18 protein-coding genes are annotated in these 19,388 nt (G+C 51.9%); 6 read left to right on the forward strand and 12 right to left on the reverse strand.

What is annotated here, in order from left to right:
- Positions 1-55: 55 nt before the first annotated feature.
- On the reverse strand, positions 56-1,783 hold the full coding sequence (locus tag QY332_06730; protein ID WKZ37627.1) for a hypothetical protein: 1,728 nt from the start codon (positions 1,781-1,783) through the stop codon (positions 56-58).
- Between the two features lie 104 nt (positions 1,784-1,887).
- On the opposite strand from QY332_06730, the gene radC reads away from it, so the two are divergent.
- Positions 1,888-2,595 carry a DNA repair protein RadC gene (gene radC / locus QY332_06735; protein WKZ37628.1) on the forward strand — a complete coding sequence of 236 codons (708 nt, stop codon included), beginning with the start codon at positions 1,888-1,890 and terminating at the stop codon, positions 2,593-2,595.
- 20 nt (positions 2,596-2,615) lie between these two features.
- Here radC and QY332_06740 read toward each other — a convergent pair whose 3' ends face one another.
- From QY332_06740 to QY332_06765, 6 genes are all read right to left on the reverse strand, one after another.
- Entirely contained in the window at positions 2,616-2,915 is a 300-nt protein-coding gene (locus QY332_06740) for an acylphosphatase (GenBank protein ID WKZ37629.1), read from the reverse strand.
- The gene (locus QY332_06745; protein WKZ37630.1) at positions 2,896-4,128 is read right to left on the reverse strand and encodes a peptidase MA family metallohydrolase; all 1,233 of its coding nucleotides are present in this window, start codon (positions 4,126-4,128) and stop codon (positions 2,896-2,898) included. The genes QY332_06740 and QY332_06745 overlap by 20 nt, the downstream gene beginning before the upstream one ends.
- Before the next feature lie 4 nt (positions 4,129-4,132).
- Positions 4,133-5,050, reverse strand: coding sequence for an AEC family transporter (locus tag QY332_06750; GenBank protein ID WKZ37631.1), 918 nt, complete (start codon positions 5,048-5,050; stop codon positions 4,133-4,135).
- A 59-nt stretch (positions 5,051-5,109) separates the two neighbouring features.
- Positions 5,110-6,447 (reverse strand): tRNA (N6-isopentenyl adenosine(37)-C2)-methylthiotransferase MiaB, encoded by a 1,338-nt coding sequence (gene miaB / locus QY332_06755; protein ID WKZ37632.1) that lies wholly within the window; start codon positions 6,445-6,447, stop codon positions 5,110-5,112.
- Between the two features lie 380 nt (positions 6,448-6,827).
- Complete coding sequence (locus tag QY332_06760) at positions 6,828-7,682, reverse strand: Flp family type IVb pilin (protein WKZ37633.1); 855 nt, start codon at positions 7,680-7,682, stop codon at positions 6,828-6,830.
- 335 nt (positions 7,683-8,017) lie between these two features.
- Entirely contained in the window at positions 8,018-10,045 is a 2,028-nt protein-coding gene (locus QY332_06765; protein WKZ37634.1) for a hypothetical protein, read from the reverse strand.
- A gap of 77 nt (positions 10,046-10,122) precedes the next feature.
- Here QY332_06765 and QY332_06770 point away from each other — a divergent pair, with 77 nt between their 5' ends.
- Genes QY332_06770 through QY332_06790 form a run of 5 tightly spaced genes read left to right on the forward strand, consistent with a single transcriptional unit; the run spans position 10,123 to position 14,586 of the window.
- Positions 10,123-11,838: a glycosyltransferase family 39 protein gene (locus tag QY332_06770; GenBank protein ID WKZ37635.1), complete on the forward strand. Its 1,716-nt coding sequence runs from the start codon at positions 10,123-10,125 to the stop codon at positions 11,836-11,838.
- 8 nt (positions 11,839-11,846) lie between these two features.
- On the forward strand, positions 11,847-13,559 hold the full coding sequence (locus tag QY332_06775; GenBank protein WKZ37636.1) for a glycosyltransferase family 39 protein: 1,713 nt from the start codon (positions 11,847-11,849) through the stop codon (positions 13,557-13,559).
- A gap of 51 nt (positions 13,560-13,610) precedes the next feature.
- On the forward strand, positions 13,611-13,973 hold the full coding sequence (locus QY332_06780) for a cupin domain-containing protein (protein WKZ37637.1): 363 nt from the start codon (positions 13,611-13,613) through the stop codon (positions 13,971-13,973).
- 54 nt (positions 13,974-14,027) lie between these two features.
- A complete protein-coding gene (locus tag QY332_06785; GenBank protein ID WKZ37638.1) occupies positions 14,028-14,279 on the forward strand; it encodes a DUF4160 domain-containing protein in 252 nt (83 codons plus the stop codon).
- Positions 14,266-14,586 (forward strand): hypothetical protein, encoded by a 321-nt coding sequence (locus QY332_06790; GenBank protein ID WKZ37639.1) that lies wholly within the window; start codon positions 14,266-14,268, stop codon positions 14,584-14,586. The genes QY332_06785 and QY332_06790 overlap by 14 nt, the downstream gene beginning before the upstream one ends.
- 262 nt (positions 14,587-14,848) lie before the next feature.
- Here QY332_06790 and QY332_06795 read toward each other — a convergent pair whose 3' ends face one another.
- The 5 genes from QY332_06795 to coaBC form a co-directional block, all read right to left on the reverse strand.
- Positions 14,849-15,214 carry a hypothetical protein gene (locus QY332_06795; GenBank protein WKZ37640.1) on the reverse strand — a complete coding sequence of 122 codons (366 nt, stop codon included), beginning with the start codon at positions 15,212-15,214 and terminating at the stop codon, positions 14,849-14,851.
- 381 nt (positions 15,215-15,595) lie between these two features.
- Positions 15,596-16,306 carry a 16S rRNA (guanine(527)-N(7))-methyltransferase RsmG gene (gene rsmG / locus QY332_06800; GenBank protein ID WKZ37641.1) on the reverse strand — a complete coding sequence of 237 codons (711 nt, stop codon included), beginning with the start codon at positions 16,304-16,306 and terminating at the stop codon, positions 15,596-15,598.
- 72 nt (positions 16,307-16,378) lie between these two features.
- Complete coding sequence (locus tag QY332_06805) at positions 16,379-17,350, reverse strand: DUF4349 domain-containing protein (protein ID WKZ37642.1); 972 nt, start codon at positions 17,348-17,350, stop codon at positions 16,379-16,381.
- Positions 17,351-17,422: 72 nt separating this feature from the next.
- Positions 17,423-18,154, reverse strand: coding sequence for a metallophosphoesterase family protein (locus QY332_06810; GenBank protein ID WKZ37643.1), 732 nt, complete (start codon positions 18,152-18,154; stop codon positions 17,423-17,425).
- A 2-nt stretch (positions 18,155-18,156) separates the two neighbouring features.
- Positions 18,157-19,386, reverse strand: coding sequence for a bifunctional phosphopantothenoylcysteine decarboxylase/phosphopantothenate--cysteine ligase CoaBC (gene coaBC, locus QY332_06815; protein ID WKZ37644.1), 1,230 nt, complete (start codon positions 19,384-19,386; stop codon positions 18,157-18,159).
- Positions 19,387-19,388: the final 2 nt, after the last annotated feature.

The raw sequence follows: 19,388 nt of genomic DNA on the forward strand, positions 1-19,388 counted from the left end.
TCCAGAGAAAAGAGACCGAGAGATCGGTCTCTTTTGTTATAGGAGAATGCCACCCTCATTTTTTTAAGGTGAAAAATGAATCCAACTTTTCCATGAGCAGGGGGTTCAATTTTTCCATGCGGTTCGTTTCGCTGGAAAAAGCGAGCAGAATACTTGCCGCAATGGTAATAACAAGAAGAAGGTGTGCCAGATGCACGAAAATTTTTGACCACAGGCATTTTTTGCTTTTGTACAAGCAGACGATCCCCCAATATCCAAGGATTGCCAGGAGCGTCAGCTGGGAAATAATGTCGACAGAATAGCGTAATTGCCCGAAAAAAAAGAATAAAAGGCTGATGAAATTAACAGTAAATGATACGGCAAGTAGATACATAAAAAGGATTAATTGAGGTTTGGGAGATGTATTATCCTTGTGTATCGCGCTCTCAGTCTTGGAGAAAAAGGGAAGGAGTGCCAAGGCTAGAAACGGGCCATAGATTAAAAATCCGGTCATCCTGCCGCTAAAATAAATTTTGGGCGCGGTCATATTCAGCTTTTCAAAGAAGACTGCAATTGTGGTTGGCTGAATAAACGGGAACTTCGATATAAACCCAAACGGCTGGAAAACATAAGCATATAAATTCGGCAGAAAATAATCCGCTTGAAACGTCTGGCCCATGAGTTGGTTGAGGTTGTGAATGGTGATCTGATACCGCAGGCCGAATTCAAATGGGGAATCGAACCTGGCCCAGTTGTACCATCCAATGGCGAAGGCGCCTGCAACCAATGGAATAAACAGGGCGGTCAATGTCTGAACATGCCTTGTCCATTTAATCGGCTTTGCCGTTCTTTTGAGAATCCAAAGCATGATCAATAGCACCATGAAAACAATGGGCAGCACATTCATCGCTCTTGAGCCCGCCGAACATGCCCAGAATAATCCAGCCCAAAATAGATTTCCCTTCTTGATGGTTGAGCTGTCTTCAAAGGCTGAAACAATGAAATAGATCCCCCCCATTAAAAAGAATTGACCAGCCCCGATCGCAGCTTGATACACTTCGGGCCTGTTGAGTGACCACAGCACCGGCAGGATAAACCCAATGACAAAAATACTGAGGATCACATTCCATATCGGGATGTTTGCAAAGAAGAGCCGCCATAGCTTAAGGATGATGAGTGAGTTGAAGACCAGTAATCCACAATAAAAGAAATAGACCAGATACATATCCGTGATCTTGACGTTCGTAATAAATTGGATGGGGGTTATCAAAAGAGCAGGCACAGGACCCCAGTATAAATAAAGTTTTCCCTTGTAAAGGGACATGTCCCAGATCTCATCGTTGAATGCAGGTCTGCTTGTGGTGCTGTACGGATCCTCTGCGGCCAGCAGGGCTTCGCCCGGATCTGCATCAACGTGAAGCTGTCCGTTACGAAACGCGTCCGCCAGCTGTGTATAGTAACGGGTGGTGTTCCTCCACGTTGTGAAGTTGCCAAAGGTGATGAACCATGCGTAGATCACAAAAATGACCGCCCAGAGATGGCCGAGCAGGAAAACGGTTTTCAAGTTTTCGGCTTTTTGGATGGTGTTTACAAATGGAAGGTTGGGTCTTTTGGGAAATAAAAAAGGCAGGCAAATCAAGATCAGTAATATCCCGGAGAAAAATAAAATGGTGCGAAAGCGTCCCCAAGTGATGTCAGGATCAAGACCGATCGTATGGGCGAAAACGGCTGTAACGACACATATCAGCCCATCTGCAAGCAATAGGGCAGGGATGGTAAGATTGGGAAGTGATGCTTTTCTCATCGATGAAAGGACTCCAACTGTGGAATTGCAAACAATTCTAACAGATGCCCGAATGGAATAAAAAGGCTGTAAAATTGGATGTATCTCTTATCAGGGAGAAAGCCATGACCGACCCTGTCTCCAAACCCACCTATCGAATCTCGGATTTGCACGAATCAGACCGCCCGCGGGAGAGACTGTCCTCCCTTGGCCCGCAGGCGTTGACCAACGCGGAGTTGATTGCCATTCTATTGCGTGTGGGTGTGCAGGGAGAGAACGCTGTGGAAGTCGGGCAGCGTTTGCTGCAAAAGTTTGGCGGGTTGCGTGGTTTGCATCGCGCGCCGTTAAATGAATTGACCGACCAGCATGGAATTGGTGAAGCCAAGGCTGCACAGATCAAAGCTGCGATTGAACTTGGGAGAAGGCTTACCCTCGAATCGCCCGAGGAGCGTCCGTCCATTAACAGCCCGGCGGATGCGGCTTCGCTTGTGCAGTATGAAATGTCGGCATTGGAGCAGGAGCATTTGCGGGTAATTTTGCTGGACAGACGAAACCGGGTTCTTGAGACGGTGGAAGTATATAAAGGGTCTGTCAATTCATCGCAGGTCAGGGTGGGGGAATTGTTCAAGGATGCAATCCGCACCAACGCCTCGGGGCTGATCGTGGTGCATAACCATCCAAGCGGTGATCCAACACCCAGCCCCGATGACGTGGCAGTGACCCGCGCCATTGTGCAGGCGGGGAAATTACTGGATGTGGAGATCCTCGATCATTTGGTGATCGGGCAGGGGAGCTGGATTTCGATGAAGGAAAGAGGGTTGGGGTTTGGATAAAAAGATGGGAGCCCGTCTGTTTACATGCTGCTTTTGGAAGTGAATCCCTCCAAATGACCGGTCGGTTGCTCATATTCCACGCGGGCTTCATCCACGCGTGAAACGAGCGAACCCTGCTTTACCATCTCGATGAATTCGTCAATTTGCGCGCGTGTCCCCTCGGCGACGGTTTCCACCGTATCCTGTCCCAGATTGCGCACCCAACCCAATACGCCGATCTGCAGGGCGTTATATTCCACATGCGCGCGGAAGCCCACGCCCTGTACGCGTCCCTTTACCCAGATGTGTACACGAATTTTCTTATTTGGGTCGGTTTCCACTTTTTCTCCTTTGACGGATCATATCGATTGCGCCCCATATCGGCACAACCAGCACCAATGCCAGGAGCAATAAAAACGGGGCGAGATTGCGCATCGCGACGCCCGTCACATTTTGTCCCAGCACGGTTTCCCGCCAGCGCGCATCCAGTTGACTGAGCGGCGCACCGAGTGCATTCGTTGCGCCCAACTCACAACTGAAGCCCTCGCCGTATGAATTGGTTAACCTTGCCAACCCGGAAGTGCCGAATGAGTTGCGGATGTAGGTGACAAATGACTGGGATTGTGCATATGCCAGAAACGCCGAACCTGCGTCCGCGGGGAAGGAGATGCACAAGTCCTCAAATGCAATCAACGAGTTGCTTTTGCCTGCAATATCCAATGCGCGGGCATATTCCGGATTTGGATAAAGTTCGACCATCGCGGCGATGCCTTCAAGCAGCCACGCAGGCTGGCGGTTGTATGTATCTCCAAGCGCGCGGTACAACAGGATATGCGCGAGTTCATGCGGGATCTTTGTTTCCATTTCGATGGATTGCCCGGCAGCGGGCGCAATGGCAACCAGTACCATGCCAAAACTGGGGCTGGCATGTCCGCCTGCCCACGGCTCGCCGCCAAGAAATAATGTATCCTGCAAGTCGGAGATATTCGAGTAAATATAGATCTCGATCGGGTCGCTGAGGGAGATGGGGATGAACTCGTTCATGGCCATCATGCCCGCGGCGGCCGCATCCAGCGCGGCAGCGCCAAATGCATCATCGCCGGCATACCAGTACACGGTTACGTTGGCACGGGATGTATCCCGCCACGGAAAGCGGTCATCCCGGTATTGAAACCGGATCGGGTCACTCGTATAGGTTTGATTGTCGTTCAATGTGGCTTGAAACCAAAACACGACCCAGCTGAACGGCGGAAAGGCGTTCAGCGAAGCATCATACGTAAAACTCACCGAGCCATCCTCCGCAACCTGCAAAGCCTCCACACGGGTCACCTCTTCGTGGACAGCGCGATAGAGAAGCGACACCTGCTGGATGGGGATCGGGGATTTTATCTTCGCCTGAAATGTGATCGTCCGCCCAAAGTCGACTGTCACGTCGGGATCTTCCACCTCGATTCCAGTCTGGGCTTTTGCCTGTTCGGGTTTCAGGGGCAGGGCTGCCGCGAGCAGCATGACGGCCATGATGATCTTTGGAATACCCTTGTGCGGAAACGGCATTTCGCTACCTCGCCAGATAAACCAGCAATGGTGTCAACGTAAGCGGGCTGAGCGCCGTGCCAAGAAAAACGATTGCCGTGACAAGCGATGGCTCCAGTTTGTATTCGGTTGCGATCACGGTCGTTGCCACTGCGGCCGGCATGGCGGCTTCGATCACACTGCCCTGCCGGGCAGGTCCCTGCAAGCCGAACCAGCCGGCCAACAGGATGCCAACGAGCGGCCCGAGCACCAATTTTGCAAGAACACCCAGGCCTGCGGCGCGGAAACTGTGCGACCATTCGATGCGGGTCAATTCGAGACCGAGCAAAACAAGCATGAGCGGAATTGCCCCGTGTGCCGCAATCTCAATCGTGCGCGAAAGGGGCAGCGGCAATTGCATGCCTATCCCCTTGATAAGAAGCGCCAATACCACGCCGTATACAACCGGTACTTTAAAGAGGCCAAGGATCGATGATTTCAAATCCATGTGGCCAAGGGATGCGATCACCACGCCAATCGTGTTGAATAGGATGGTCGTGGTCACATAGAAAAGGGAGGCCACTGCCAGTGCGTCAGTGCCAAAGGCGAACTTGACGAGAGGGAGACCGTAATTGCCTGTGTTTCCAAATGCAACGGTAAGGATGACAGCCAGCAGATATGTTCTTTCAAGTCGGAATAACTTCCCCAGCAAAAAGGCAAGCAGTCCCATGGCAAGGATCACGGAAGTTGTATAGCCGACGGTTGTCAGGGCTTGCCGCAGGTCGAGTTCGCTTTTTATCATCAGGTCAAAGACCAGCAATGGGCTGAAGACATAGAACACCACGCGCCCAAGCGAACGCGAATCTATGGTCAGAAGTTTTCCAAGCGCAAATCCCGAGCCGGCAACAAGCAGGATGGGGAGCAGATTGTCGGCAAAGGTCGTGATGAGTTCGTTGATGGGCATGACGGTGAAATTATAACCCCGCGAATGAAAGGGGCGGCCGCAAGGGACACCCTGATAAGCTAGATTGAAATCAATTCCGGCTGCTTTTGCAACACGGCCTGCATCGACCACGGTCCCGTCCAGGTGACGGTGACGGAGCATAGTTTGCCGCGCAGGTCTTCGTCCGACTCTGCAAAGACGAGTTTGTTGGTGGGGGTGCGTCCGCGCCAGCGGCCCTTTACTTTTTCTTCAAACAAAACGTCCACGGTTTCGCCTAGGTATTTCATGTTAATCCCGGCAACGATCTGTTCCTGCAAATCCTCCAACATGCGGAAGCGGCGCATCTTCTCCTCGTCGGTAATGTTGTCTTCCATGCGGCGGGTGGCAACGGTACCCCCTCGAACGGAATAGCGTGCCAGATGGGCAACATCCAGTTTCAGGTCCGATAAGACGCGGTGGGTTTCCATGAATTGTTCGTCGGTCTCGCCGGGGAATCCGACGATGATGTCTGTCGCGATGGAACAGTTTGGGATGTGGGCGCGGATCTTTGCGATCAGGTCGCGGTATTGTCCTTGGGTGTATCCACGCTTCATATTGAGCAGTACTTCATCATCGCCGGCCTGAATGGGAAGTTCGATGTGCGGCATCACGCGTGGTAATTCGGCAATGGCATGGATAAGGTCGTCGTCGAAGTAATTGGGATGCGAGGTCAGGAAGCGGATGCGTTCAATGCCCTCGACATCATGAATGATGCGCAGGAGCGCCGCAAGATTTGGACCATCCGGAATGTCCTTGCCGTAGCGGTCCACGATCTGACCGAGCAGGGTGATTTCCTTTACGCCCTGCCGCGCCAGCGAGCGGATGTCGCTGACTATGTCCCCGACGGGACGTGAACGCTCACCGCCGCGTTTGTAGGGGATGATACAGAAGGTACAGGCGTGCGAGCACCCGTACACGATGGGCACATGCGCGCTGACCAGCCTGCCCTGCTCTGCCACGGGGAGGATCAACTCATCGTCCATCATCAGGAAGCGGCGGGTGGTTTCAGCATCTTCCATGGATTGGATCTCGCCCTGGGTGAGATGCGAGATCAAAGGCGAGGGGTCGGAGGGCGGAGAGAAGACATCCACATACGGGAGTTTTTCCCTCAATTTTTCTGCACCGCGCACGCCGACGAGACAGCCCATCAAGTTGATGACAAGGTTGGGGTTTTTCTTCTTCAAAGGTGCAAGCGACGAGACACGCCCGATCGCCTTGTCTTCGGCGGACTGCCGCACGACACAGGTATTTAGAACGATCACATCGGCTTCTTCGATGGTTTCGGTAAGGGTATAGCCAAGATGCTCGAGTGACGAGCCAACCCGCTGTGAGTCGGCGACGTTCATTTGGCAGCCTTCGGTCCAGATGTGGTATTTCATGCGTACTCCTAAAATCCTTCACCCAGCCTTCTCCATGGGGAGCAGGCTGGGAGGTAGGCGGGAATTATACCAAGAGTGGTCGGGATTCGTTTTCACCCTGGGTGTTTTGGCAGGAATCGGGATTTGAAGATAAAAATCAAGCCGCTGGACGAATCAGCGGCTTGAGCAGTGGGCAGAATTTTCGGTTTAATCCTGGCCGGAAAAGAGTCCCGTGCCGAGCGCAGGCAATTATAAATTTATCCCTAGGGCCAGGTACATAGTTTGCTCGGTGCGTGGAAGGTGAACGTTGTGCAATTGTTTCCTGCGCTTAACGTGGAGCATGTGTTCGGATTTTCAACAATAGCGCTTCCTGAAGTACAGGCGAATGCACTTGAAGAGGGTTAAGGGGTTGGAGTGGGCGAGGCGATTTGATAAATCTGGCAGGTTTTTACAACCCCAACAACAGGATCGCCAAAGACCGCGTTCGTGCAAGCGACACCATCTGTACGGGTTTGGGTGACCCAAATGTCGTTCGCTCCATATCGAACCTGAGCTGTTCCGCTAAAGCTGCAGAATCCATTTTCGTTTGCGCAAGTAATCCATGTGCCGACAGGGGTCACAGTTGAAGTTGGGGTGGCAGTTGGAGTGGACGTGGCGGTTGGAGTGGATGTGGCGGTTGGAGTGGGTGAGGCAGTTGGAGTGGATGTGGCAGTTGGAGTGGATGTGGCGATTTGATAAACCTGGCAGGTTTTCACAACTCCCCAAACAGGATCGCCAAAGACCGCATTTGTGCAAGCGACACCATCTGTATGGGTTTGGATGACCCAAATGTCGTTCGCTCCATATCGAACCTGAGCTGTTCCGCTAAAGCTGCAGAACCCATTTTCGTTTGCGCAAGTAATCCATGTGCCGATCGGGATCACAGTTGGAGTGGACGTGGCGGTTGGAGTGGATGTGGCGAGCGGGGTGGATGTGGCAATTGTGGTGGATCCGTGGAGCGGAGTTGGAGTGGATGTGGCGAGCGGAGTGGATGAGACAATTGGAGTGAGTGAGGGTCCTAGACCTGGAATTATTAATACCCCTTCATGAAGGCTGTACCCAAACGAGCCCATGAAAATGGATGTCGTATTTTTAACTTCATCACCGAAGACCGCCAATGCACCTATGAGTACGATCCCAACGAAAACCAAGATAAGTACATACTCCACAAGCCCCTGCCCCTTTTCGTTCTTTTTGGTTGAATATTTCAGATTCATTTTCTCCTGCTTTTTGTTTGACGAAATGAGAATATATAACTATTTTTCCTACATGACAGTTTAGCCCGAAAAAATTATCTAATTTGATGTTACTATCCGTACAGGGATTAATCCATGTTTATTCTTTACAATACGGTTAGATTTTCATTCTCATTACAGGAATGAAAGGTGGGGAAGTCCGGACTTTCAAATTCTTTGCAGGGATGTTAGGCGGGGAATAACAGACCCAGGTTCTTTATGAACCTGGGGATATTTTCCTGCAAGAACAGGGGGGATTCGGGGGTTGGGAATCGGGCACTTTATGCCCGGCGTAGACTGGTCTGCTTTGCCAAAAACTATGGCTTGCACCCATCCTGAAGAACATGTTCAATATTAGCAACGCCGTCCTCCAATTGCGAAACGCGGTCCCAAAGAGTTTCGAGCGCGGGGCACAATATTTGCTGTACCTTGATTGTGCGCTCGGTTAATTTGATCGCCATGTCCATGTCCCCTGTTATAGCGAAGGCTTCGATGAACGGCAAATTCTCCACCGGCATGGATGCGCTCCATCCCTCCCTTTGCGCCTGCTGGTATAACCTTACGATTTTTCCCCACTCTCCCTGCTGGCGGGCAAGTTCCGCCTTTGCGTAGGTATAGCACCAGCCGTGTGCAGGCTCCGCGCCGAACAACGTTTTATCCAGCGCAGGTGTGGGAGCATCTGCGTTGATTTGGCCCGGATCGGAAAGGCGGATGGCATGGATCAGGAGGGGATTTGCATTTGGAACCGTTTCCGCGCTGCCGTAAATCGGGTCCAGCACCCGCAGGCATCCACCCGCCTCCTTGTAGATCACGATGCTGTTCGCTGTGTTGCCATTAAAGTTGACGGTTCGATACTGGATCGTAATCGGTGTATCTGCCTGCAGGGAAGGCAGGGAAGAGTTGAGCCTGGTTTTGATATACAATAGAAAAAATGGAATGTCGCGGTTATCCAGGGAAGGTGCATAAGCCCAGTTAAGCGGCGCGGTCATTTGCCAGTCCGATGCATATTGGATGGGCAGTTCATACGTCAGCAGCGCCGTATTTTCCTGCAGGGCGGGCATGCGCCAGGCAAGTTCCCAAAACAGGTTTTGTTGATTCACCCAATCACGGCGGAAGGTGTTGGCGACTGAGAATTGATGCGAGACGCATAACCCGATCAGGAGACTCAGGATGACGGACTTGCGCATTCCTTCTCTTAACGTCAGATCTGCCAGCCCGATGATGAATAGACTCGCCCCCAGCATGATCGAGACAAAGAAGCGGTCGTAATCGAATTCGAGTTTCAGAGGCAAGCCCGCTGCCCACGAGGGGAGCCTGCCGGCGAAGATGGCAACCAACCCAGTCCCCACAGCCCACCAGCCCCAAGAGTCTGCGGCGGGAGGTGCGCTGTGTTCTGTGTCTTTTGTCCATGACTTGGTTACAAGGAAGACAATGCCGGCGGAAACGATCAGAATACCGAAGGCAAGCGTCTGTGCAACAGACCCGTCAATTACAGAAAACATATCGAACGCTCCGATCCAAGCGCCGAACCCGGAAAGGGAAAGCGTTGTCAGGAACTCGTTGACAAGCGCAAGCGGCGAAAGGGTGGAACTTGACAGGACACTGACATCATACGAAGTGTATGCTGCGGATTGGTGATACGAATAGGTCCATGCTGCGTTCAGTATCCATACAACAAAATATGGGAGCCATTGTTTGCCCGCCTTTTGGAACAATTCCTTTCGATGAGATGCGGTTTCTGTGAAGATTGCCAGCAGGAAGAAGAAACGTAAAATTTCGAGGCCAAAAAAATATTCAGTGGAAAAAAGCCCCAATACCTGCAGAAGGATTGCCAGTGCGGTCAGGCGTTTGGCATGGCGTCCATTCCGAAGAATCCAGGCGGTTATGAGGAAGGATGAAAGCAGAAAGAGAAGCGGGAGCAGCTCCTGATTCACATGGGTCAATGAAACCCATTGTTGTCCGTAGCCTGGATACACGGTGAAAAAAAAGACCACCCATATCAGGTTCCGTTTTTGGGTGGGCCATATCAACCGAAGCACGAACCAGAGTTCGAGGGAGAGCAGGAAGCGGATTATTAATCCAATGACCTGCCATGTGAAGGGATGTCCGCCGAACAGGGTTGTTGTTACCGTGAAGATGGGTCCGAGTAAGGGGCGAAACGGACGGAACGCTTCAATAAATTCAACGGGGCCAAAAAAATTCAGGAACCAGGCAAAGGGCAGGTCGTCCCAATAGAAACCCATCCTGGGGGTAAGCAGTCCGTACGCCAGTACGACCAGCAGGAGCAGGCTGGCAGGAACAACGATGTGCTCCTTTTGAAGCAGCTTGTTGAATGTATTTTTCATATTTGAAACCCAGGAAATGATTTTACCATCACTGTAACCCGAAAAATCTGCGCAAAATGCCTGATATAATCCGATTCATGTCTCGTTATAAAGTAACGGATGTTGCAATCTACATTGCGCTGATCGTTGTATTCCTGCTGCCGCGCCTCCCAAAGATCGACTCATTTGTCACACTCGATGAGCCGGCCTGGTTGAGTCAGGGGGCGAATTTTTATTATGCGCTTGGGCAGAGGGAATTTGAAAACACGGTCTACGAATACCAGCCGGCTGTCACCACCATGTGGATCATCGCTGCGGCCATGCACCTGTATTTCCCGGAATTCCGCGGTTTTGGACAGGGCTATCTTGATTATGAAAAAGGGCGGCTTGATCCCTTCATGTATCAGCATGGTTACGATCCGTTGGTATTGTTAACGTATTCGAGGGTAATTCAGACCTTTGTTTTACTCGTTCTATTTCTTTTACTCTATTTCCTGTTTCAGCGCATCCTCCCCAAATTAACCGCCGCATTTTTGGTGTGCTTTGCATCGTTCGATCCATTTTCTTTGGGTCATTCCCGCATGATGGATCATGAAGCGATGGTTTCGCTTTTTGTTTTGGTTTCACTGATATCCCTTGTCGTTTATCTTTCAAAAGACCGCAAGCTGGTCTTTCTTCTGATTTCTGGAACTGCGGCAGGGTTTGCCCAACTGACAAAATCCTCCTCCATTGCCATGCTTGCGCCCGTCGGTATTTTATTGTTGCTGCAAATAGTGTATGAGCGCCGGCAAGGTTTTATAAAGGCATTCCTGGGCAATTCAAAAATCCTTATCATCTGGTTTGCGATTCTGGTCCTCATGTATTTTGTCTTCTGGCCCGGTATGTGGGTTGCACCTGGAAAAATGCTCTTTGAAGTGTACGGCAATGCTTTCAGTTATGCCTTCCAGGGTGCAAGATTAAAAGTGACCCAGGAATTGGATATTTCCACTTTCAGCATCAATAATAATTTGTCTGAGGTTTTGTGGATAGTCAAAGTTTTGATTTCTAGAATCACTACCCTGGCCTGGCTTGGCGTCCTGTTTGGGTTTGCCATTCCGTTCACGCGGGATCCTGAGCTGGTTCGCTCATACCGGCGGTTGTTCACGCTGTTGCTGGTCACTGCTCTTGCTTTCATCTTCATGATCGGCATCGCGCAGGGGCGTAACTCGCCCCATTACGTCCTTTCCAGTTACCTTGCATTGAATCTGCTGGCAGGTTTAGGCTGGATCAATCTCATTCAATGGTTGGGGCGCAGGTTTTCGTGGGCGTATTTGCAATACGCAGGGCTTTCCATTGTGTTAATTTTACAAGTGTGGAGCGCTTTTTCGTTCTTTCCATACTATTACACTTATCGCAATCCAATCACGCAGTCATTGGGCTGGAACAGGGATTTTCCTCAATTTCCATATGGTGAAGGGCTGGAACTTGCCGCCCGATATCTTGCAGAAATGCCGGATGCTCAAAAAGAAACCGCATTTTCCTATTACCATCGCGGGTGCTTCTCCTATTTTTATCCCGGCACAACAACTGCCTTTCGGCCGTATTACACGGATGGGTACCACAATGAAGACCTGATGCATCACATCCGGACTGCAGATTATATTGTCATATATTATGCAAATCAGGGGGGCTTGGAAAAATACCGGGAATATCTTGAGATTCTTGCCAGAGTGGAGCCTCTCCATGTGATATGGCTGGACGGCTATGAATATGTCCGAATATACAAGGTCGACTCCCTTCCCGTCGAAATCCTTGATGCGCTTGCAAACCTATGAGAACCGACATGAATAAAAAATGGGAGTTTATACTTATAATCCTTGTTCTGCTCATGCTGATTGTTCCCTCTCATGTCATTGGCATTGACAGGGTGGTGACTATTGATGAGCCGTGGTGGGTGATTTCGGGATCCAACTTCTATTACGCGCTCACGCATAGGGATTTTGCGAACACGATTTACGATTATCACCCGGCTGTAACCACTACATGGATCGTGGCGGCGGGGATGCTTAGTTATTTCCCTGAATATCGCGGGTTTGGACAGGGGTACTTTGACGTCCGCAAGCCAAATTTTGAAGAATTCATGCGCGAGAACGGAAAAGATGCCATTGACCTTGTCCGCCACAGCAGGTTGATCCAATCCATGTTGTTGATTGCAGTTGCGGTTTTGGGGTTTTTCCTTCTGCAATTACTTGTTGACCAAACGGCAGCCCTTGCGGCTATTGCGCTTGCGATGAGCGGACCGTTTTTCCTTGGGCATTCACGTTTGATTAACCATGAAGGCATGCTTGCCATGTTCGTTTTGATTTCGTTATTGGGGATGCAGGTGTATCTGAACAAGGACCGTAAATTCATTTACCTGCTCATTTCAGGCGCGGCGTTTGGCCTTGCGCAATTGACAAAATCATCGTCAATAATCCTTGTTGGATTATTGGGTTTGATCCTGTTTGTCGGATTTTTTAAAAAAAATGGCCAATTGTTTGTCTCGAAGCTTGCGGATGCAGGGAAGGTCCTAGCCGTCTGGCTAGTGGCGGCTGTGCTTGTCTATGTGATTTTATGGCCTGGCATGTGGGTGGCGCCGGGAAAAATGTTTTATGAAGTCTATGGCAATGCGTTTAGCTACGCCTTTCAGGGTGCGCGTCTGGATGTGACCCAGGAATTACAGCCCGCCAGTTTCAGCCTTATAACCGGTTTTGGTGAAATCTTTAAATTTTTGCGAAGTTGGACGAATTCTTCCACACCTGTTACCTGGCTTGGATTGATTTTGGCCCTGTTTGCGCTGGTCTCGAAAGATAAGGAAGGAGTGCCTGCACCGCTGAAATCCACGCTTGTATACCTGGCTGTAACCAGCGGGCTCTTCATCCTCATGTTCGGCGTGGCACAGGGACGCGATTCCCAGCACTATATTCTCAGCAGTTACGTCTGTTTTGATGTAATGGCGGGCATCGGGTGGGGGTATTTGTGGATGTGGATGCAACGCCGCTGGGCAGGGTTGAAAACCGTTTACGCCTCGATTTTGTTTATTGTCGTTTTGATCGGGACACAGATTTCATTTGGGCTTCCCTATGCGCCTTATTATTTCACATATAAAAATCCATTTTCTGGCAGGGCGGCTACTCTTGGATATGGTGAAGGGCTGGCGGAAGCGGCGGATTATCTGGCGGGCAAGCCGGATGCTGAGCAGATGCGGGCATATGTGTACAACGGCATGGGCACGTTTTCATTCTTCTTCCCCGGAGAGACCATCGTCTTAAAGAGAATACACCTGATCGAGGATGACTTTGCTACAATTGAAAAGGAAATGCGGAAATCCAACTATTTGGTCCTTTATCCGGTGATGCGGGGAGGACAACCGGAGATGGAAAAGATCCTAGGTCCCTTGCAGGGGATTGTCCCTGAAAAAATAATTTTCATTAATGGCATTGAATACATTTACATCTATCGGACCACGGATATTCCCGAAGCAGTGTATGAAGCCCTGCAAAAACAAGGGCAATAATGAATTGGGCAAGCCGCACCCGCACGGATGTCGTTAGGTTGAGAGGTAAAAATGACCGTCAAACATACGCACGAAGTCGAAGCCAAAAACGTCGCTGCGGGGAAGGATACGACCATTCAGGTGTTGATCTCTTCCCAGGAGGGACCGAACTTCGCCCTGCGGAAGTTCTCGATGCTGCCCGGCGGCGGGATGCCGCGCCACACCAACGAGGTGGAGCATGAACAGTACGTCCTGCGCGGCGAAGCGGCCATCACCATCGGCGATGAAACGCATCTTGTCAAAACAGGGGATGCAGTCTTCATCCCTGCCGGCGCGATCCATTCGTATGAGAATACGGGCGGGGAGCCGTTCGAGTTCCTGTGCATTGTCCCCAACAAGGAGGATGTGATCAAGATCGTGGAAGAGGGTTGTTAAGAAGGCATTGGGAAGATGCTATAATGCTTTCGCTGTTCGTCATCGGAGAATCCCATGCCCGTTGTCCTTCGCGTACATGGCTTTAAGTTTTTCTTCTACCAGGCGGATGTGGCAAATGAACCGCCCCATGTTCATGTCACAAAGGAAGGAAAAGAGGCCAAATTCTGGCTTACCCCTGTCAGGATTGCGCGTGAAGGCAGATTTCGAGCAGGCGACTTGCGGGATATCGAGCGGATCATCGAGGAGAATCTCGATTTCCTCTTGAGCGCATGGGAAAAGGAGAAAGGCAGGCATGTTAACGGTTAAGGCAAAAATTCCCGCTCATGCGGATTATGAACCCATCCTCCCGCTGGCGGTGCCAGAATTGAAGGAAGTCAAGGCGTTTGCAAATCATCTGCATTCGATTGGCAAACCCTGGCGGGGGGAACTCTTTGGCTGGCAGGCGGAATACACGCCACAAAGCGATGAGAAACCCCTTGACTCCGCCATGACGTTTACCCCTGCCGATTTCTGGATCGGCGAAAGCGGTATTTGGTTCTTCTCATTGATGTGGGAGGGTGGCAAAGATAAAGAGCCCGCTGAGTTTTTGGATGACCGGGGGATTGTTAAGTGATTCAGAGACCTCGGAAGTCTTTAAGACTTCCGAGGTCTGATAATTTGGGAGGTTGTGATGAAGAAAGTTGCCCTGCTCATCTTGATTTTTTTGACTGCCTGCTCGATTCCGCCCAGCCGCAGGTGACCGTCACCTCGACCCCGCCGCCTATGGAGACCCCCATCCCCACGCTGACCCTGCATCCCGAGTTTATTGCCCTGCGGGAGACTATCGCCTCGTTTGCCTTATTGGTGGGCATTTCTAATTGTCGTTAACCGATCTTCTAATCTGGAGGCTTAACCGCCATCTGAACCATAAGGGGGAAAGCTACAAACAGAATTACTCCAAGCAGGAACTTCGCCCACCAAACCGCCCCTTCAAGAGGCAAGTTATTCCACAATACCAGTCCTAGCAGGAAGGTAATACATCCATGTTTCACAGGTTGGAGTTTGACTCCCACCTCCTCAAGAAAGCTCCTATAAAGCTCCTGCGCCACGATCGGCAGGACAATAATGCAGATGACAAAACCGACCGTCTTTCCGACCCACGTGACCTCATCTAGTGGCAAGTTCAAGAAAACCCACGCACCCAGTGCCACGCTTACGACCCAGACCCACATGAACTTCAACAATGCAATCAGCTTGTCCATGCTGACTGCTCCTTTCCTTTTGGCATGGTGCTTAAACATAGTCATTTTTTTGAATATACACGTAGCACGCTGGCAATCGTGCGGATCATGTAGCCGCCTTTGGCAAATAGTTCCATGCACGTCGCCATCCTTGGTGGACGGGTATTTGTTCATATGATAATACAGATTATGGCAGGAGCGCGCGCAGGCAGTAATGTGCTGTGGGATGTATACTTGTGTCCAAAGGAATGATCCTGGTGTCATTACAGATAGCTACGAGGTGAATTGCAATTCTTATACTGTTGGTGGGACGTGCGGGGTGCGCCTTGCCTGGCGGGATATCAACGGGTAAATAGTAGTTGTGAGTGCGGGGTGACGGCAATTGGCTGCTGTTCACTGCTCCTACAACGGCGTCTTCATCGGAATGCCCGCCTTGCGTGGATATTTCGGCGGGGTGGCGGCGACCTTGTCCACCAGCACAAGGTAGCGGTCATCGGCGACACCGGGCAAATGAACGGGGATCAACTGCTTCAATTTTCCCCCCAATAATTTCATCGCTTTTTCAGCGGACTGCGCCTCCGCGGGTCCGCTTTCGCCTTTTTGGGCGAGCACGCTCCCGCCGACCTTGACGAGCGGGAGCAGGTACTCGCTCAGGATGTTGAGGTTGGCGACCGCGCGGGCCACGGCATAATCATACGTTTCGCGGTGGTTGGGGTCCTGTCCCAGGGTTTCGGCGCGGGCGTGGATGACATCCACATCCTCCAGGCCGAGCTTGCTGACGATGTGCTGGCAGAACATGGCTTTCTTGCCGACCGATTCCACCAGCGTGACGCGCATGGTGGGATAGATTATTTTCAGGGGAATGCCCGGGAAACCGGCGCCGGTTCCCACGTCCACGAGGCGATGCGGGGGAGTCCCCTTCCATGCCAGCACGCAGGAATATGAATCCAGAAAGTGCTTGGTGCGGATGGATTCCACATCCCGAATGGCGGTCAGGTTAAATTTTTGATTCCACTCCACCAGTTCGCGCTCGTAGTTGATGAGCGCCATCACCTGCCGCGCCGTGAGGTGAACATGGAAGAGCGAAATCGCGTCGTTGATTAATGAATCCATGAGGGGTCATTATAAAGCAAATGAGGACGGCAGCGCTGCCATCCTCATTGGATGCTGGTGACTGTTTACTGATTATTTTTTCTTCACTTCCACTTCGACCTTTGGTTCCACGGGCTTCCTGCTGCCGCGTACCTTGCGGACGATGGCGCGGATGCCGAGGAAGACCAGGTAGAGCGGTACGCCAACCATGATCCAAACAGGCAGGGTGTAGATGACGAAGCGGATCAGGAAGTTAACAAAATCCTGGAAGAAGTAGATCAAGTCCTGGATGGCATCCCGCGCAACCCCCTGTGGTTCCCATTTGCCGATCTGGATCGGCTGGATGGTCGCCTCCGCCTTGATGCGGATGCTGACAGCGGAGAGCGCGGCGGCTTCCTCGTAGTATTTCATCTGTCCCTTGACCAACTCGATCTGCTCGCGGTAATAGACCAGTTGGTTGAAGATGTTGACGACATCCTCGGTCTCGGTGGCGGTCTGCAGGATTTCATTCAACTGGGCTTCGGCGGCTTCGAGGTTTTTCAGGCGTGATTTCAAGTCGACATATTGCGCGGTGACATCCTGCCCGGAGCGCGTCTCGCTCTGCACTTCCACAACAGCCTCCTTGATCTGGTTAAGCGCCTGGTCCAGTTTTTCAGCAGGCACACGGATGGTCACTGTGGCTTCGGGCACGAGCGTGTAATTGTTTGTATAGCTCTGATACAGGTTGGATGAGACCACGAATCCGCCCAGTTGCTCCGCCATGACCTGGATATCCTTCATGCGGGCTTCCACATCCGAAACGACAATGGCAATGTCCGCGTTTTGGATGATAAGCCGCTCGACGCTTGCGGCTTCCACGCCTCCGCCTGGGGCTATGTTGGATGAGTCACCGGCAAATTCCTGGGCAGGGGCTTCTGCGTACATCGGCTCGGCAGCGGGCTGCGCGTAGTCGTAATACGGCTCGGCGCCGCCCTCCGCAGAGCGTTGCGGCGCAGACGCCGCTCCACATGCGGCAAGGATGACGGCGGCAATAACGATCAAACTGAATGGCAAAATGTGTTTCATCTTCTTCTCCTTTTTTACCTTTGATGATTTCTCTTACCAAAGGACGAGCATACTAGAGAAATAGTTCCGCCACTACCATCCCTCGGCAATCCTGACAGCGTGTTTTTCAGGCAGGCCCACCTCGCGGATGCGTTCCTGTACTTCGGCGATGTTATATACCGCGCGGCGTGGTGTCCATGTTTGAGCCTCGCTGTCGTAGATGGCGAAGGCAGCGCGCGGGTCGCGGTCGCGGGGCTGCCCCACGGAACCGGGGTTCAGAATCAGCTTCGGGCGGAGTGTGATCGTCTTATCGGGTTTAACATGTTCCAACGTCACACGGTCATTGTTTTCATCCCTGGCAAACATACACTGGATGTGTGAATGTCCTACAAAACACCAGGGTGTATCGAAATGATCGAAGTTGAGCCGCGCGGATAGTGAATTCAAAATATATTCCCACAACGGGTCGCGCGGACTTCCATGCGCCATGGTCGCTTCACCGCGGACTTTTATTTTGGAGGGAAGCGCGCGCATGAAATCCATGTTGCTGGCGGTCAAAACCTTTTCATGATATTCGAGCGAGCGGCGCGCCTCGCCATTGAAGGTTTCAAGCGGCATCTTGCCGGTCACTGCCACGTCATGGTTGCCAAGCAGGCAGGTGAGGTTTGGAATGTCCCGCACCTCCTCCACAACGGCATTCGGGTCGGGACCATAGCCGACCAGATCGCCCAAACACCAGGTTTCATCCACGGCGCCGGCCTCCTTCAAGACCGCTTGAAGCGCCGTGTAATTCGCATGAATATCCGACATGACCAAAACGCGCATGTTTACTCCAACAGCCTTGCTGTATGTTCGATGATTTTTTCAGCCGCTTCGGCCTTGCTCATCAACGGCAGGCTTTCCTTCGTCCCATCCGCAAACAACAGGGTAATGCGGTTTGTTTCAACGGCAAAGCCCGAGTCGTTTGCAGAGATGTCGTTGGCGGCGATGAGATCCAAACCCTTGGATTGTAACTTTTCAGATGCGTTTTCGAGCAGGGCTTGACTCTCCGCCGCGAACCCCACCATGACTTTGAAACGCTTCTTGCCTGACCCGACACCTGATACTGTTTTAAGAATATCCGGCGCCGCCTCAAGTTCGATCCGCGGAATGCCATCCCGTTTTTTTAGTTTGTCTTTGGCAATGGTCTTCGGGCGGAAGTCCGCCGCCGCCGCCGTCATGATGAGCGCATCCGCGGATTCGTTCAACAGGGCATCCAACATCTCCTGCACGCTTTTCACGCGGACGACGCGCGTGCCGACAGGCGGAGTCAACGCGGTGGGCGTGGTGATCAGGCATACCTCCGCGCCTGCATCCATGGCGGCCTGGGCGAGCGCGTAGCCTTGTTTTCCCGAGGAATGATTCGTGATCACGCGGACCGGGTCAATGGCTTCCTGTGTCCCACCCGCGGTGACGATGATTTTTTTGCCTGCGAGTTTTCCATTCTTCCCAAGGGCCGCCCGGATATGACCGAGCACTTCCGCAGGTTCGATCATGCGTCCCACGCCTGAAAGCCCCGAAGCGAGGTGCCCTGCCGCGGGTCCAGCAACCAGCACGCCGCGGGAGCGAAGCGTGGCGAGATTCTCCTGCGTGGCGGGGTGCTCGAACATCCCGCCGTCCATGGCAGGCGCGATCAGGATCGGACAACTCGCCGCGAGTGCAGTGACGGTTAATAGATTATCTGCAATGCCGTGCGCGAGTTTTGCCATCGTATCCGCCGTGCAGGGCGCGATGACGAGCATATCTGCTGTCTTGCCAAAACTGACATGCAGGACATGTGCTTCGTTGCCCCAAAGGTCTTGATCGGTGTAGGCACGCCGCCCCGTAACGGATTGAAAGGTGAGTGGTGTGACGAATTTTTCCCCCGCACCTGTCAGAAGTACATCCACCCGTGTCCCCGCCTGGGCGAGCCTGGAAGCCAGGTCTGCCGCCTTGTACGCGGCAATGGACCCTGTGACGCCAAGAAGGATGTGTTTGTCGGAAAGGATGGGCATATCGGGGTGATTATACTGCCACATAC

It is taken from the genome of Anaerolineales bacterium, from assembly GCA_030583885.1.
Lineage (GTDB): Bacteria > Chloroflexota > Anaerolineae > Anaerolineales > Villigracilaceae > Villigracilis.